The following is a 13,359-nucleotide window of genomic DNA, read 5'->3' on the forward strand; positions in this document are numbered from 1 at the left end:
ATTAGATCTCCATTCCGAACTGCTGTGAGAAACGAATATCGCCCTCAATCATGTCGTGCATATCGGCAACGCCGTTGCGGAACATGAGAGTGCGTTCAATACCCATACCGAAAGCAAAGCCAGAGTAGACTTCAGGGTCAATCCCAGCAGCGCGCAGAACGTTGGGGTGAACCATGCCGCAACCGCCCCACTCGATCCAACGGGGACCGCCCTTAGCGGTGGGATGCCAGATATCAAGCTCAGCGGAAGGCTCAGTGAACGGGAAGTAATTAGGACGCAGGCGAATCTTCGCTTCGGGGCCGAACATGGAACGTGCAAGGTGTTCCAAAGTGCCCTTCAAATCAGCCATGCTCAGGCCCTTATCAACCGCCAAACCTTCAATCTGGTGGAAGACGGGGGTGTGCGTCGCGTCCAGCTCATCGGTGCGGTACACCTGACCGGGGCATACAATATACAGCGGAACATCACGTGACAGTAGCGAGCGCATCTGCACCGGTGAGGTGTGAGTACGCAGCATCAGATGCTTCTCAACAGGATCAACGAAGAAAGTATCCTGCAACTCACGCGCGGGGTGGTCGGGTTTGAAGTTCAGCGAATCGAAGTTGTACCACTCAGATTCAAGCTCGGGGCCATCAGCAACTTCCCAGCCCATACCCACAAAGATGTCGGTCAGAGATTCCTGCAAAACGTTGATGGGGTGACGCGCGCCGGCATGACGACGACCGGACGTAGCGGTCACATCGACAGCTTCTTCAACGAGGATGCGAGCCTCGCGCTCAGCTTCAAGCTCGGCGGTACGGCCCTCAAGAACCTTGTTCAAGCGTCCGCGAGCCTGACCCATGAGCTTACCGACCTCAGCCTTGTGCTCCTTTGAGAGACTACGCATCTGCTTATTCGCCAGGGTAAACGCGCTCTTGTCGCCTGTAAATGCCAAACGCACGCGCTTGAGCTGATCGAGATCAGTTGCCTCTTCAGCCACTGCCTGCTGAGCACGCTCAAACTCGCCGTTAAAAGCCTCACGAACTTTCTCTAAACCGTTGTCGGGATCGTTCTCTAGGACCTGTGCGATATTCGCCAAAACCTCGTAAGATTCTGGGTTCTGCGCATTCTCGGTCGGTGAATCAGTCATAAAACTCTTCTTCACATCGATGAATCTGGGATAACTGCCGTATTTCAGGCATTCTCTACCAGTCTAATACAGGTAAGGGACGCGAGAAAAAGGTGAAGAGATAGTGGGAATAAATTACTGCTTCAGCTGAGATCCAAAGTGCTGTTTGGAGGGTCTTTGGTAGTCGAAAACAAACCACGCTAAGCCCAATACAAGGTAGCTAGAAGCTACAGCAATATCTGCGAAAGTGTATGGGTTAGACAGCGTCAGCACCAACCCCAAGCCACCACCGATGACAGAGAATATCGCGCAGATAAAGCCAATCATGCGCGCGGTACCGTTGCGGGCGCCCAAACCGCGCACGACAAGCCTGCAGATAAAAAAAGCATAGGAAAGCACCAAGAAGAATGCTGATCCACCCGCGCCGGTCGGTTAAGAGGTAGGTATCAAGATACGTGAGTATTGGTCCCACAATTGCCACCGCTTGCAGAACCCGCACCGTCGCTGGGGTGGCTGACACGTCTTTGCCTACAAAGCGCTCGGTCACGCGCTCGCTATACGTACTGTGCTCGGAAAAGTCGTTGTGGTTTTGACTCATTGTTCCTGCTCACTAGGTATCTAGGACTTCTTCCACCTTGCCGGCGTCAAAAGAGTATCTCTACTGTGCGGAAACATACTGCGTTCCGAATGGGCTTGCAGGTGCCTATGAGTAAGCCCTTTTCTATTCGAACAGGCCCGAGGCAATGAAATCATTTTCATCGCGGATACCCGGCGGCACCGCAAAGAGTGCTGAGCCATTGTGTTTGAGGTACTCGCTGAGCGCATCTGAACTGGTCATGGTGCGAAGCATCGGAATAAAGTGCGTGCGCGGGTCGCAGACAAAGGCAATAAAGAATAGCCCTGCATCCAGGTGACCGAGACCGTCCGTACCATCGGTGTAATTGAAGCCGCGTCGGAGCATCTGCACACCATTATTTTGGTCGGGATGCATCAGATACAGGTGCGAGTTATGCGGGATAATCGGCCCGCCGCGTCCCTTCATCGAAAAGTCGGGAGCATCGAATTCACCACCGCCTGAAAGCGGTGCACCCTCACGCTTAGTACGCCCGATAATATCCTCTTGCTCGCGCAACGGCGCCCTATCCCACGGTTCAATGAGCATACGGATGCGGCGCGTCGCAAGGTAAGATCCACCGTTCATCCAGTTGGGATTCCCCTTAGAATTCTCGGTGGACGTCCACACGTGTTGCGCTAGCAAGTCTGCATTCTCAGTTTTCAGGCTGTTCGTGCCGTCTTTAAAACCGAAAAGATTACGCGGAGTTTTCTGCGTGGTTGAGGTGGATGAGGTTCGCCCGAAACCGAGCTGGCTCCACGCGACGACGGCCCGTCCGGATGCGATACGCACAAGGTTACGAATGGCATGGACGGCGACCTGCGGATCATCAGCGCAGGCTTGAATGCAGAGGTCTCCCCCGCTACGGTTCTCTTCAAGTGCGTCCCCGCGCATTTTAGGAACTTCCACAAGAGCTTCGGGGAGCTGATGGGCAAAGCCAAAACGGTCCTTGCCGTTGCCATCTACAAAAAGCGAGCGTCCCAACCCGAAGGTGAGAGTCAGGTGAGCTGCAGACAGATCCATTGCTTCGCCAGTGTCATCGGGCGGAGTTTCGTAGTTTGTGGCGTCTCCTAGTTCGTGGCCTGCCATCAGAATCGCCGCGGCTTCACTCCATTCCTGGAACAGCTCCTTGAGTTCTTCGGCAGTTTCAACTTTGACGTTGAGAGCAACAAAGTGCATGCGGTCCTGTGCCGGGGTTTCGATACCGCTTTGGTGCTCTCCGTAAAAGGCGTGAGAATCATCAGCGGCCTGGGCTGGGGCTGGACGTCCTGCCCAGTAGCCTGCGCCGGCCGCCGATGCCGCCGCAACAGCAGCACCTGCACCACCGAGCGCGGCGCGGCGAGTAAAACGCGGTTGATTATTGGTGGGCATGGGTGCTCCTGTCGCGGGGGTAAGTGGGTGATGAAATTTAGCTGACGACTGTTCCGGTGAGTTTAGAAAGGGGTTCGCTCAACGAATCGATTGCGTCTGAAAGCTCGCGTACTTGGTCTTCAGAGAGCTCTTCGTAGCTGACAAATGTGCCGTCAGTTGAGTGCTGGTCAAGAAGCTGCTGAACATCAGCAAATTTCTTGTCGAGGTCCTTAGTTAGCTCGGCGTCCTTCTTTTCTGCGATGGGTTTGAGAACGTCGTATGCGACCTTAGCGCCGTCGATGTTTCCTTGGAAGTCTGACAGATCGGTGTGCGACCAGATTTCTTCTTCACCGGTTACCTTACTTGCTGCGACCTCATCGAGAAGTCCCTTCGCACCGTTGCCAATCTGGTCAACGGTCAAGGCCAGGTCGCGAGATTTCTCTTGGAGACTCTTGGTATCTTCAACGAGCTTGTCAGCTACTTCTGCGCGCTCAGCGTCGGTCAACGGCGTGTACTTTTTGCCGTCATTTTCTTCAGCGGTAGGCTGCCACAAATCCTTTTCGATGCGATGCCACCCCGTCCATTCCTGACCTTCTTCAAGGTCAGCTTCACGCGCATCCAGTGCGGGGTCGAGATCCCCGAATGACTCCGCCACCGGTTCTACTCGTTCAAAGTGCAGTCGTGCAGGTGCGTACTGTTCACGAGCAGCATCATCGTCACCTGATTTGTAGGCTTCGGCAAAAGATTCGGTGGCAGTAACCAACTGATCAATCTGATCCTTGGTGTACGCAGCGTACTGGGTCTGTGCGTCTTCGCGGAGTTTTTGCTCGTCGGCTGAGACTTCTTGTGCATCGGGGTTAGCCGTAACCGTGAGATCACCGCGGATGCCATCGCCAACCATACCCGGCTTACACGCGGTCTTGTAGTTGCCCTCGGACAGGGTGACTGTCAGATCGCGAGTAATGCCTGGCCCGATGTTTTCAACTTCTGAAATGATGCGCAGACCGTCCTCTGCCAGAATGTAGAACTCGGTAACCTGTGAGCCATCGTTGGTCACGTTAAACACTGTGTTACCGGCTTTAATTTCGGTGGCGGACACCTTGCATTCGCTCTCGGTTGACGAAACCTTGATCGAGCCGTCGAAACCTGAAGCTGGATTATTAGGAGTGCACCCTGCCAGCGTCATTGCTGCCAAAGAGGTGATTGCGAAAGTGCTGAGAATACGATGAGATGTCATGGTTTTCTTTCGATTGAATGTGAGTGAATTAGCGGCGCGCGCGGGTGTTTCTACGCTGAGCAGCGATAAAGAAGAAAAGGGCGATTGCTACGTAAAGCACCCATACAATAGCCTGAGCCCAAGTGGTCGCGGGCGAGAAGTTAAAGATGCCCTTCAGCAAGGTTCCTGTCACTGAGGTGGGTGCAATAATATGCGAGACATCAAACGCAAGATTGTGCAGGCCGGGTAAGAGGCCAGCCTCTTGCAGGTCATGGACACCGTAAGCGAGGACGCCCGCGGCAACAAAAATCAGGAAGGCACCTGTCCAGGTGAAGAAGGTTGAGAGGTTCAGCTTGAGAACGCCCTTCATCAGTAACCAAGCAAGGACGATTGCCACCGCGATACCGGCAAGAGCACCCATCAGAGCCACGCTGATTCCTTGGCCACTGGCCTTAGTAGCTGCCCATAAGAAGAGCGCAGTTTCTAGCCCCTCGCGTCCAACAGATAGAGCAGCCAAGACAATCACAGACCATGTGCTGGTCTGTACCGCATCAATTTTTTGGCCGAGTTCGGACGATAGATGTCGCGCGTTGCTTGCCATCCAGAAAATCATCCAGGTAACAAAACCAACGGCGATAATGGACAGTGAGCCACCGATTGCTTCTTGAGCTTCGAAGGTGAGGCCCTGCGGCCCGAAGGTCAGAAGCGCGCCAAACCCAAGTGAGACGAGCACTGCGAAACCAACGCCAGCCCAGATTTTAGGTACAAGGTGGTGACGGTTGGTCTTACGCACGTAGGCAAGCAAAATGCCTACGACGAGAGCTGCTTCAAGCCCTTCGCGCAAGCCAATCAAGAAATTTTGTAGCACCGTAAACCTTACTTAAATGAGACTTAGAAGTTATTTAGGCAAGACTAATGTTACTCTCAGGGGTGGGTAATACGAAAAATTTGTATGTTCAAATTATTTATTACTTAACGAAAAAATGGCGACGTCCACGCTAGACGCCGCCATATCACTATTTTTTATCTCTGAATGGTCGCTAAAAGGGCCTCAACAATAGGAAAATCTGCAGGAATCCAGTCGATTTCCTTCAAAGTCTCAGCCACATCAAACCACTGCACTGCGAGTTGCCTTTCAAGCGCTCGTGGCTCTCCCGCTGAAATCTCAGCACACCACACTCGCATGGCGTGGCGTTCAGTCAGTTGCCACCCCTGCTCAAAAGGTCCGGGGATTTCTACGCTGAGCTTTGTCTCAATACCGAGTTCTTCGACAAGTTCACGCACAAGCGCCTCTTGGCAGGTCTCCCCCGCCTCCACTTTGCCACCGGGAAACTCCCATTTTCCGCGCAAAGATTCAGGACCACTTCGCTGGCTTAACAAGATTTTGGTGGGATTCTCTAGAGAATCCAGGATGGCGGCACCCACTACCTGAACGTCAAACTGCTTGGACATCGAACACCTCAAGCCTCATGAATCGCACGAGCAGACGCGTACAGACAAACGGCCGCGGCGATACTCACATTCAAGGACTCAGCGCTACCGTGCACCGGCACAGCAACTCGCGTATTCGCCAGACGCTTTTCTTCAGGACTCAGCCCCTGAGCCTCATTACCGAACAGCCACATGGTCTTACGGGATAGATCGTACTTCGGCTTATTCTCCAACTCAACGTCAAGACGCTTTGCCGCAGCCGCATCCTCAAGGTCGTTGAGGTTAACCTTGCCGTAGCCATCAGCTGCCAGAACACCAATGCCTTGGGCTTTAGCGTCCTCGGCAAATTCTTCGAGCTCAACGCCTGAAATCATGGGTACGTGGAAAATTGATCCCGCTGTTGATCGAACCACCTTAGGGTTATAGACATCAACGGTACCTTTAGACAGAACCACAAGATCGGCACCGGCGGCATCGGCAGTTCGAATAATAGTGCCTGCGTTACCCGGGTCCTGGACGCGTGCCAAGACAGCAACAAGGTGGGGGTTGATAGCGTCTGCACCCCAAATATCGGCAGGGGTTTTATCTAACATAAATGAAACCGCAAGAACGCCCTGAGGAGTCACAGCCCCAGCCATGGCATCCAGAACCTCATCGGTCACCATACGCATAAACACCTTGCGTCCAGCTTCAGGGGTCGGTGTTCCGTGGACCTCTTCCATCAGCTCAGCAATGTCATCGTGACGTTCAAACGCCGCCTCGGTAATATAGACCGCGTCCAAGACTGGGTTCTCAAGGTGAGCTTTCAGCGCCTCACGCACAGCCTGAGGTCCCTCCACCAAAAATTGCTTCTTCTTAGTGCGGACGCTACGGGTAGCGAGCTTAGCGATATCCTTCACGCGATCAGCGTGAGGGTTTTCCATCATGACGGGGGTGCACAGGCGTTCTTTAAAATCCATAGCCTTCATTGTCTCACGAATGCCAAAATGCTGTACCGCTCAACGACTAGCGGGAAAAAGGCTTGGCGTGCAGTCTCAAGTATCAACTGCTCATAAAGGCTACGACGAGCACGTATTAGACCGTAACTGGTGAATGTTCCACGTTCGAAAATCTAAATCACCAACCGCAAACTGATCAGTCTCATGACTCTGCGTAGGCAACCAGTAGAAAGGGCTCTGCCGAAACATAATCTGCTGACCGCTGTATGATTTCAGCTTTGATTCTAAGTCACGAGGACAAAGATCAAAGTTGAATCCTTCATAGATAAAGGTAGTGCAACCTTCGGTTTTAAAAACCACCCGAGCTTCATTTCTTTCAGCCCGCTCAGCACGTTCAGAAACACTAGCGTCCTTGAGAGTGCAGGTTATGTAGGTGTCAGTATGCTCAGCACTATAACGCTGGATAGCTAGATAGCCAGTAGGCACGCAGATAAATACCATGGCAACAAAGCCTGACCAGAGATAGAGCATCAAAGGAGAGACATCAGGTTCAACGTAATCATCCGGTACAATGCGAAAACCCAAAGGCTCAAATAAAATTTTCACAGTTCCACCTTTTTCACGGAATTTTCTTTAAAAGGCGTCCCCGGAATTTCTTCTCTTTGAAGAGGGAAAACCTCAACTTCTATCTCTTGCCCTACGCGATTCATAAAATGAAACCTGCTCAGATGATATCTGCTCCCGCAGATGGAGCTTCCCACACTCAAGGGTGGAAAGATCAACGGTCCAGAAGTTATCTTCTTCTCGTGTTTCAACGAAATACACCGAACACTTCTTGCTTTCCACCGCACCCCGGGTAGAAAAATGCCAGATATGAAAGGCCAGAGCAACGATAGCAAGCAGGATAACCCAAACAATAATGGCAATTTTTAACTTTTTATATTCTGGCCAGTCTATTCTCTGCCCATTGGTTGCTTGCTCCATTGTGCCTCTTCATCAGGAGTGGTTTACCTCATCATATCTGATTGTTCGACTCAGCCTGAGAAGTTTTTTAAGAGCAAAAATGCCGCCCACCTGACAGTGAGCGGCATTTTCAAACGCTAAAAAGCTAAAACTTACGCAACTTTGGGAGCTGAGGTGTCCTCAGGCAGGTTATCCTTAGCAATCTTAACGAGAGCTGAGAAAGCAGCTGAATCGTTAACAGCGAGCTCAGCGAGCATACGACGGTCAACCTCAACCTCAGCAGCCTTCAGACCCTGGATGAAACGGTTGTAGGTCAGACCCTCTGCGCGAGCAGCTGCGTTGATGCGCTGAATCCAGAGACGACGGAAGTCGCCCTTCTTCTTGCGACGGTGATCGTAGCTGTATACCAGTGAGTGAGTGACCTGTTCCTTAGCCTTACGGTAAAGGCGTGAACGCTGGCCACGGTAACCTGATGCGCGATCCAATACGACGCGACGCTTCTTGTGCGCGTTAACCGCGCGCTTCACACGTGCCACGTGTGTCTCCTTCGTCTTATGTCCCCTACCAGCAAAAACTAACGCCGGTAGCAGGAGCGAGTTCTAAAAAGTTCTATCAGCCCAACAGGGCACAAGCGGTGAAAAGAAGGGTGAACCTTACTTGTTCAGCATCTTCTTGATGACCTTAGCCTGACCACCGGTTACGATCTGGTCAGATGCCAGACGACGGGTCAGACGTGAGGACTTGTGCTCCAGGTAGTGGCGGCGGTTTGCCTGCTGGCGCTTTACCTTGCCAGTACCGGTGAGCTTGAAGCGCTTCTTAGCACCAGAGTGGGTCTTCTGCTTCGGCATGTCTGCCGTTCTCCTTTACGTTTCGCCTTGCGTCCGCCTAAAACGAGCGCAAGAAACTTGTGTCTGTAGCAATTGTTTGCACAATGCCACCTCGAAAGGTTTGGCTTATCGAGATCCAATGGAGTGGCCTCTAGCAGCCTGCGTGTGCTTCCCGGTGGGGTTCACCGTTCAGTCACGCATTGACATTCAGTTCTTTATTCTGCTGAAGCCTGTGCCTTCAATTCCTCGGGCATTGCATCTGCCAAAGAATTGGATACAGGGGTTGCAGTGGTGGTGTCGACGCGTTCACGACCCTTGCGTCCGCCTGAGTTCTTGTTAGAGTCACGGCGAGCTTCTGCCTTACCGCGAAGCGGTGCCAGAACCATCACCATGTTACGGCCGTCAACTCGGGGGTTAGACTCTATGGTGCTAACCTCGGCCAAATCTGCAGCCATACGCTCAAGCAGGCGCACACCCATCTCGGGGCGCTGCTGTTCACGACCACGGAACTGAATCATAGCCTTGACTTTGTCACCGCCGTTGAGGAAACGACGAGCGTGCCCAACCTTGGTTTCATAGTCATGGGTGTCAATCTTGAGGCGGAAACGAATTTCCTTCAAAGCAGAGTTAACCTGCTTCTTGCGGGATTCACGTGCCTTGACAGCAGCTTCGTACTTGTACTTACCGAAGTCCATGAGTTTACACACCGGCGGCTTAGCGTTCGGTGCAACTTCAACCAAGTCAAGATCCGATTCGCGCGCCAGACGCAGTGCATCTTCAACGCGAACGATGCCTACCTGTTCGCCGCCCGGTCCGACAAGTCGTACTTCCGGAACACGGATTCTTTCATTGATACGGGGATCGCTAATGACAAAGCTCCTGTACTAGATGGGGGTGAAACCCTCAATTTTAAGATTGTTATACAAACGAAAAAAGCCTTCGTTGCATACGCAAGCGAAGGCTCAAATACTCCTTTGAGTACAGATGATAATCCGCGAAAGGACCTATCTCTGTAATACCTGTCAGCCATACGACCGATGCAGGTGGGAAGCGAACTTCCGCTTGCAAACTTGACACTACTTTACACGGGGATAATTTTTAAGACAAGGTTTACCGCGATATTCCGGTGTGAATATGACGATATCCCTGCGGTTTAGGACGGTAGATTTCAGCTCACCTCACAGATGTGAGATTCTTATGACATGGCTAACGAAGAAAACAACACCTTCCGTTTTGAAGAGACCTCCGCTGAAGCATCCAACGGGTACGACCCTTCGCAGGAAGAAATTGATGCAGTAAACGCACAGATGCGTGATATCGCCGAAGTACCTGCAGTCGAGATCATCACAACCGCCGCTGTACATCTGATGAGCGCTGCAGCAGTCAAGTGCGGTCTAGCAGCTGAAGAAAATGCGCAGGAACTCAAAGACCTTGATGAAGCCCGCAAACTCATCACCGCACTTGCAGGTTTTGTCACCGCAGCAGCTCCCGAAATCGGATCACAGCACGCAGCCCCCTTGCGCGATGGTCTACGCACCCTCCAGCTTGCATTCAAAGAAGCATCCCAGATTCCCGACGCCCCCGGACAGGGACCGGGCGAAAAATTCACCGGCCCCGTTTACTAAGAGGTGGCTGACGCATCCGCCACGGAATGCACGGTAAGACGGCGGCCGATGCTAGATACGCTGTCAAACAAATGAGGGCGGGTACTTCAGTGAAGAAGTACCCGCCCTCACGCGTCATCCGAGAAGGTTTTAGACTCGCTAAGGCTACAGCTAAGCCGAAGCCAAGGCTACATGCACAGAGTCGACCTTTTCAGAGACCACCGTTGAAGCAGCGAGAAGTTGCTGAAAACCCTGCACCGTCGCGTTGAGCTCCTCACGCGTCAGGGCAGGACGCAAAACCAGCGTAATTTTGAGCTCTGGACCGTGGCCGCCACCATCCAACTCGCGTCCGGACGCATGGACAGTATTAACTCCCTGACCGCGCGAAGCGCGAACCGCCACCACGGCAGGCAATTGAGCCCCGATGCGGGTGAGCTCATGAGCAACCGCATCATCCTTATAGGAAGGAACCCACGGCTCATCCTTTGCCAGCGCCCAAACAGCTGGTCGACGCACCACAAAAGTCACGTCTTGACCAGGATTTACAACCATCAGCTGATTCTCGTCTTCCACAGCACTCAAAGACGTCTTGCGGATATCAGCCGCCACAGGACGAGCCTGAGGGTGCCACTGCGTCAGTGCATCAACATCAGTGAAAAGAGGAAGAGCCTTGCGCCCGTCAGGAGCCTGGATGCTCACCAACGCCATGTCCGACTCCTTATCTGAAACCAAACCTTCATCAGTGATATGCGCCTGAGAAAGTTGCGCAACAACCGGCGCAAACACGCGCGTACCCCGCAGAGCCTGAACAACATCTTCTTCTCCAGCTTCACCGTGTGAAAACATCTCAAGCACACGCGCAAGCTTCTGTTCAGTTTCACCGGTATCAGTCGGATACTGATGCGTATGAGACGTGCCCTCCCCTAAGTTTCGCCCAGACCACGGCTGACCACCGGTATCAGTTTCTCTACCGGCACTTGCCAACTGAGCTTGAATATGAGCGGGAAGCTCACGCTTGCTATGGTGTTCGTGCGAGTGCTCAGCCATTATTCAGGACGTCCCGCAACCTTAAGAGCTTCCTCCAAGGTGAACTTACCGGCGTACAGAGCCTTACCCATAATGGCTCCTTCTACGCCCTCGCCCACCAGCTCACGCAAAGCACGAATATCATCTAATTGAGAAATACCGCCGGATGCGACAACCGGCTTATCAGTGCGGCGGGCAACATCGCGCAGAAGATCAAGATTTGGGCCCTGCAACGTGCCGTCCTTCGTAACATCCGTAACGACATAGCGAGCGCACCCATCATCCTCAAGACGATCAAGTACCTCCCACAAGTCGCCGCCTTCTTTAGTCCATCCGCGGGCCGCGAGCGTGGTTCCACGAACATCCAACCCCACAGCGATAACGTCGCCGTGCTCAGCGATGACACGACGCGTCCACTCGGGATCTTCCAAAGCAGCGGTACCCAAATTGATGCGAGCGGGGTTCAAGCTCAACGCACGAGCCAGCGACTCGTCATCACGAATGCCACCGGACATCTCAATCTTGATATCCAGCTTCTCAGCAACGCCCTTCAAGACTTCGATGTTGTCGCCGCGCCCAAACGCCGCATCCAAATCGACAAGGTGCAGCCATTCGGCGCCGGCTTCCTGCCAAGCCAGGGCAGCCTCCACGGGGTCGCCATAACCGGTCTCAGACCCAGCTTCGCCCTGAACCAAACGCACTGCCTGACCGTTTGCAACATCTACTGCAGGCAACAGTTCCAAATATTTTTTAGCCATCGAAAAACCTTCTCTCTTCACTCGCTGCCTGATTTAGTACGCGAAAAGCACGTAACCGCCGTAGGCAAAAGCAGCTAACCCAAGAATCAACAAAACAATCTGAGCGATAAGAGGCAGCCCCTGCTTGCGAAAGGAATAGCCACCGCCCACCAAGAACGCTCCAAAAGTCATCAAAATCAGACCGGATACTGTGGGATCCATTTATTCTCCTTCACTCTCGTCCAGGCGACCGGTCACAGGCAAAGAACCAATCCAGTTGCGCAACAGCTGCAAACCAGCCTCCGCTGACTTTTCAGGATGGAACTGGGTTGCACTCAACGGACCATTTTCAACCGCAGCAATAAAAGGACCACCGTGGTCAGACCACGTCACTTGAGGAGGAACCATCGACTCGTTGTTCTGATCGAAGTTCCATTCTTGAACAGCATAAGAATGCACAAAGTAAAAACGCTCATTCTCAATCCCGTGAAAGAGAACCGAGCCTTCAGGAGCTGAAATAGTGTTCCACCCCATATGTGGAACAACATCTGCTTTCAGTCGCTCAACAACACCGGGCCACTCCCCCATACCGGCAGCTTTAACACCGTGTTCCACGCCCTTATCAAAGAAAATCTGTAGCCCAACACAGATGCCCAGCACCGGACGCCCGCCAGCCACGCGGCGTCCAATCATACGCGGAGCATCGACCTCTTTCAGACCGTCCATCACAGCCTTAAAAGCTCCAACACCGGGAACAACCAAACCATCAGCACCCAGCACATCTTTTTCTCTACGCGATAAAACAACGCGAGCGCCAGCCGCTTCAAGTGCACGCACCACAGAACGCACGTTGCCCGCGCCATAGTCCAAAACGGTAACGGTAGGTTTACTGGTATTAGTCATTATTTACAATGCACCCTTAGTCGAAGGAATATCATTATGTCGGGGATCCGATTCTACGGCTTCTCGCAGAGCACGCGCCAATGCTTTGAATTCTGCCTCCGCAATATGGTGCGGATCGCGTCCGCCCAACACCTTGATATGCAGGCAGATTCCCGCATGATACGCGAACGCTTCAAATAGATGGCGCACCATCGATCCCGTGAAATGACCGCCGATTTGATGGAACTCAAACCCTTCAGGCTCACCACCATGCACCAGATACGGACGCCCTGAGATATCCACAACAGCCGAAGCAAGAGCTTCATCAAGGGGAACGGTCGCCTGACCAAAACGGCGGATACCCTTTTTATCACCTAAAGCCTGCTTGAGAGCCTCGCCCAGAACAATCGCGGTGTCCTCCACCGTATGGTGTACATCAATGTGAGTATCACCCGTGCACTTAATGTTCATATCAATCAGAGAGTGCTTGGAAAGGGCCGTCAGCATGTGATCGTAAAACGGCACAGAGGTATCGATGTTCGATGCACCGGTGCCATTCAGGTTGATCTCTACGCTGACACTGGATTCACTGGTAGTACGTTCAATTTTGGCAGTACGAGAGCCAAAATCTGTTGAAGATTGAGTCATGTGGTTAGCGTCCTTA

Annotated in this window: 18 protein-coding genes; 1 reads left to right on the forward strand and 17 read right to left on the reverse strand. The window is 52.7% G+C overall.

Annotated elements, in window-relative coordinates:
* Position 1 precedes the first annotated feature (1 nt).
* From pheS to infC, 12 genes are all read right to left on the reverse strand, one after another.
* Positions 2–1,129 carry a phenylalanine--tRNA ligase subunit alpha gene (gene pheS / locus IDM49_RS08050; RefSeq protein WP_168615450.1) on the reverse strand — a complete coding sequence of 376 codons (1,128 nt, stop codon included), beginning with the start codon at positions 1,127–1,129 and terminating at the stop codon, positions 2–4.
* Between the two features lie 114 nt (positions 1,130–1,243).
* A complete protein-coding gene (locus IDM49_RS08055) occupies positions 1,244–1,471 on the reverse strand; it encodes a hypothetical protein (RefSeq protein ID WP_190724133.1) in 228 nt (75 codons plus the stop codon).
* 358 nt (positions 1,472–1,829) lie between these two features.
* The gene (gene efeB / locus IDM49_RS08060; RefSeq protein WP_168615448.1) at positions 1,830–3,092 is read right to left on the reverse strand and encodes an iron uptake transporter deferrochelatase/peroxidase subunit; all 1,263 of its coding nucleotides are present in this window, start codon (positions 3,090–3,092) and stop codon (positions 1,830–1,832) included.
* A gap of 37 nt (positions 3,093–3,129) precedes the next feature.
* Entirely contained in the window at positions 3,130–4,308 is a 1,179-nt protein-coding gene (gene efeO / locus IDM49_RS08065) for an iron uptake system protein EfeO (RefSeq protein ID WP_190724134.1), read from the reverse strand.
* Positions 4,309–4,336: 28 nt separating this feature from the next.
* Complete coding sequence (gene efeU / locus IDM49_RS08070) at positions 4,337–5,155, reverse strand: iron uptake transporter permease EfeU (RefSeq protein WP_168615446.1); 819 nt, start codon at positions 5,153–5,155, stop codon at positions 4,337–4,339.
* Between the two features lie 155 nt (positions 5,156–5,310).
* On the reverse strand, positions 5,311–5,739 hold the full coding sequence (locus IDM49_RS08075; protein ID WP_190724135.1) for a (deoxy)nucleoside triphosphate pyrophosphohydrolase: 429 nt from the start codon (positions 5,737–5,739) through the stop codon (positions 5,311–5,313).
* Positions 5,740–5,747: 8 nt separating this feature from the next.
* Positions 5,748–6,677, reverse strand: a complete 930-nt coding sequence (locus IDM49_RS08080) for a TrmH family RNA methyltransferase (protein ID WP_190724136.1) — start codon at positions 6,675–6,677, stop codon at positions 5,748–5,750.
* A 99-nt stretch (positions 6,678–6,776) separates the two neighbouring features.
* Complete coding sequence (locus IDM49_RS08085) at positions 6,777–7,262, reverse strand: hypothetical protein (RefSeq protein WP_190724137.1); 486 nt, start codon at positions 7,260–7,262, stop codon at positions 6,777–6,779.
* A 72-nt stretch (positions 7,263–7,334) separates the two neighbouring features.
* On the reverse strand, positions 7,335–7,640 hold the full coding sequence (locus IDM49_RS08090) for a hypothetical protein (protein ID WP_190724138.1): 306 nt from the start codon (positions 7,638–7,640) through the stop codon (positions 7,335–7,337).
* A gap of 131 nt (positions 7,641–7,771) precedes the next feature.
* The gene (rplT, locus tag IDM49_RS08095) at positions 7,772–8,155 is read right to left on the reverse strand and encodes a 50S ribosomal protein L20 (RefSeq protein ID WP_190724139.1); all 384 of its coding nucleotides are present in this window, start codon (positions 8,153–8,155) and stop codon (positions 7,772–7,774) included.
* A gap of 117 nt (positions 8,156–8,272) precedes the next feature.
* Positions 8,273–8,467, reverse strand: coding sequence for a 50S ribosomal protein L35 (rpmI, locus tag IDM49_RS08100; protein ID WP_168615440.1), 195 nt, complete (start codon positions 8,465–8,467; stop codon positions 8,273–8,275).
* A 194-nt stretch (positions 8,468–8,661) separates the two neighbouring features.
* Positions 8,662–9,315 (reverse strand): translation initiation factor IF-3, encoded by a 654-nt coding sequence (infC, locus tag IDM49_RS08105; protein WP_168615466.1) that lies wholly within the window; start codon positions 9,313–9,315, stop codon positions 8,662–8,664.
* Between the two features lie 333 nt (positions 9,316–9,648).
* On the opposite strand from infC, the gene IDM49_RS08110 reads away from it, so the two are divergent.
* Positions 9,649–10,071, forward strand: coding sequence for a DUF1844 domain-containing protein (locus IDM49_RS08110; protein ID WP_168615439.1), 423 nt, complete (start codon positions 9,649–9,651; stop codon positions 10,069–10,071).
* A 150-nt stretch (positions 10,072–10,221) separates the two neighbouring features.
* Here IDM49_RS08110 and IDM49_RS08115 read toward each other — a convergent pair whose 3' ends face one another.
* The 5 genes from IDM49_RS08115 to hisB are packed head-to-tail and all read right to left on the reverse strand — an operon-like array spanning position 10,222 to position 13,343.
* Positions 10,222–11,097 (reverse strand): SseB family protein, encoded by an 876-nt coding sequence (locus IDM49_RS08115; protein WP_168615438.1) that lies wholly within the window; start codon positions 11,095–11,097, stop codon positions 10,222–10,224.
* Positions 11,097–11,834 (reverse strand): bifunctional 1-(5-phosphoribosyl)-5-((5-phosphoribosylamino)methylideneamino)imidazole-4-carboxamide isomerase/phosphoribosylanthranilate isomerase PriA, encoded by a 738-nt coding sequence (gene priA, locus IDM49_RS08120; RefSeq protein ID WP_190724140.1) that lies wholly within the window; start codon positions 11,832–11,834, stop codon positions 11,097–11,099. Before priA ends, IDM49_RS08115 begins: the two co-directional genes overlap by 1 nt.
* Before the next feature lie 33 nt (positions 11,835–11,867).
* Positions 11,868–12,035, reverse strand: coding sequence for a hypothetical protein (locus tag IDM49_RS08125; protein ID WP_168615436.1), 168 nt, complete (start codon positions 12,033–12,035; stop codon positions 11,868–11,870).
* Positions 12,036–12,716: an imidazole glycerol phosphate synthase subunit HisH gene (gene hisH / locus IDM49_RS08130; protein ID WP_190724141.1), complete on the reverse strand. Its 681-nt coding sequence runs from the start codon at positions 12,714–12,716 to the stop codon at positions 12,036–12,038. It abuts the gene before it with no gap.
* Positions 12,717–12,719: 3 nt separating this feature from the next.
* Positions 12,720–13,343: an imidazoleglycerol-phosphate dehydratase HisB gene (gene hisB / locus IDM49_RS08135; RefSeq protein ID WP_190724142.1), complete on the reverse strand. Its 624-nt coding sequence runs from the start codon at positions 13,341–13,343 to the stop codon at positions 12,720–12,722.
* Between the last annotated feature and the right edge of the window lie 16 nt (positions 13,344–13,359).

Source organism: Rothia terrae, from assembly GCF_014705925.2.
GTDB lineage: Bacteria > Actinomycetota > Actinomycetes > Actinomycetales > Micrococcaceae > Rothia > Rothia terrae.

Bases quoted from the DNA above. Each gene is read 5' to 3' on its own strand.
- pheS (WP_168615450.1), bottom strand. From the start codon at position 1,129: ATGACTGATTCACCGACCGAGAATGCGCAGAACCCAGAATCTTACGAG.
- efeB (WP_168615448.1), bottom strand. From the start codon at position 3,092: ATGCCCACCAATAATCAACCGCGTTTTACTCGCCGCGCCGCGCTCGGT.
- efeO (WP_190724134.1), bottom strand. From the start codon at position 4,308: ATGACATCTCATCGTATTCTCAGCACTTTCGCAATCACCTCTTTGGCA.
- IDM49_RS08075 (WP_190724135.1), bottom strand. From the start codon at position 5,739: ATGTCCAAGCAGTTTGACGTTCAGGTAGTGGGTGCCGCCATCCTGGAT.
- IDM49_RS08080 (WP_190724136.1), bottom strand. From the start codon at position 6,677: ATGGATTTTAAAGAACGCCTGTGCACCCCCGTCATGATGGAAAACCCT.
- IDM49_RS08090 (WP_190724138.1), bottom strand. From the start codon at position 7,640: ATGGAGCAAGCAACCAATGGGCAGAGAATAGACTGGCCAGAATATAAA.
- rpmI (WP_168615440.1), bottom strand. From the start codon at position 8,467: ATGCCGAAGCAGAAGACCCACTCTGGTGCTAAGAAGCGCTTCAAGCTC.
- IDM49_RS08110 (WP_168615439.1), top strand. From the start codon at position 9,649: ATGGCTAACGAAGAAAACAACACCTTCCGTTTTGAAGAGACCTCCGCT.
- IDM49_RS08115 (WP_168615438.1), bottom strand. From the start codon at position 11,097: ATGGCTGAGCACTCGCACGAACACCATAGCAAGCGTGAGCTTCCCGCT.
- priA (WP_190724140.1), bottom strand. From the start codon at position 11,834: ATGGCTAAAAAATATTTGGAACTGTTGCCTGCAGTAGATGTTGCAAAC.
- IDM49_RS08125 (WP_168615436.1), bottom strand. From the start codon at position 12,035: ATGGATCCCACAGTATCCGGTCTGATTTTGATGACTTTTGGAGCGTTC.
- hisH (WP_190724141.1), bottom strand. From the start codon at position 12,716: ATGACTAATACCAGTAAACCTACCGTTACCGTTTTGGACTATGGCGCG.
- hisB (WP_190724142.1), bottom strand. From the start codon at position 13,343: ATGACTCAATCTTCAACAGATTTTGGCTCTCGTACTGCCAAAATTGAA.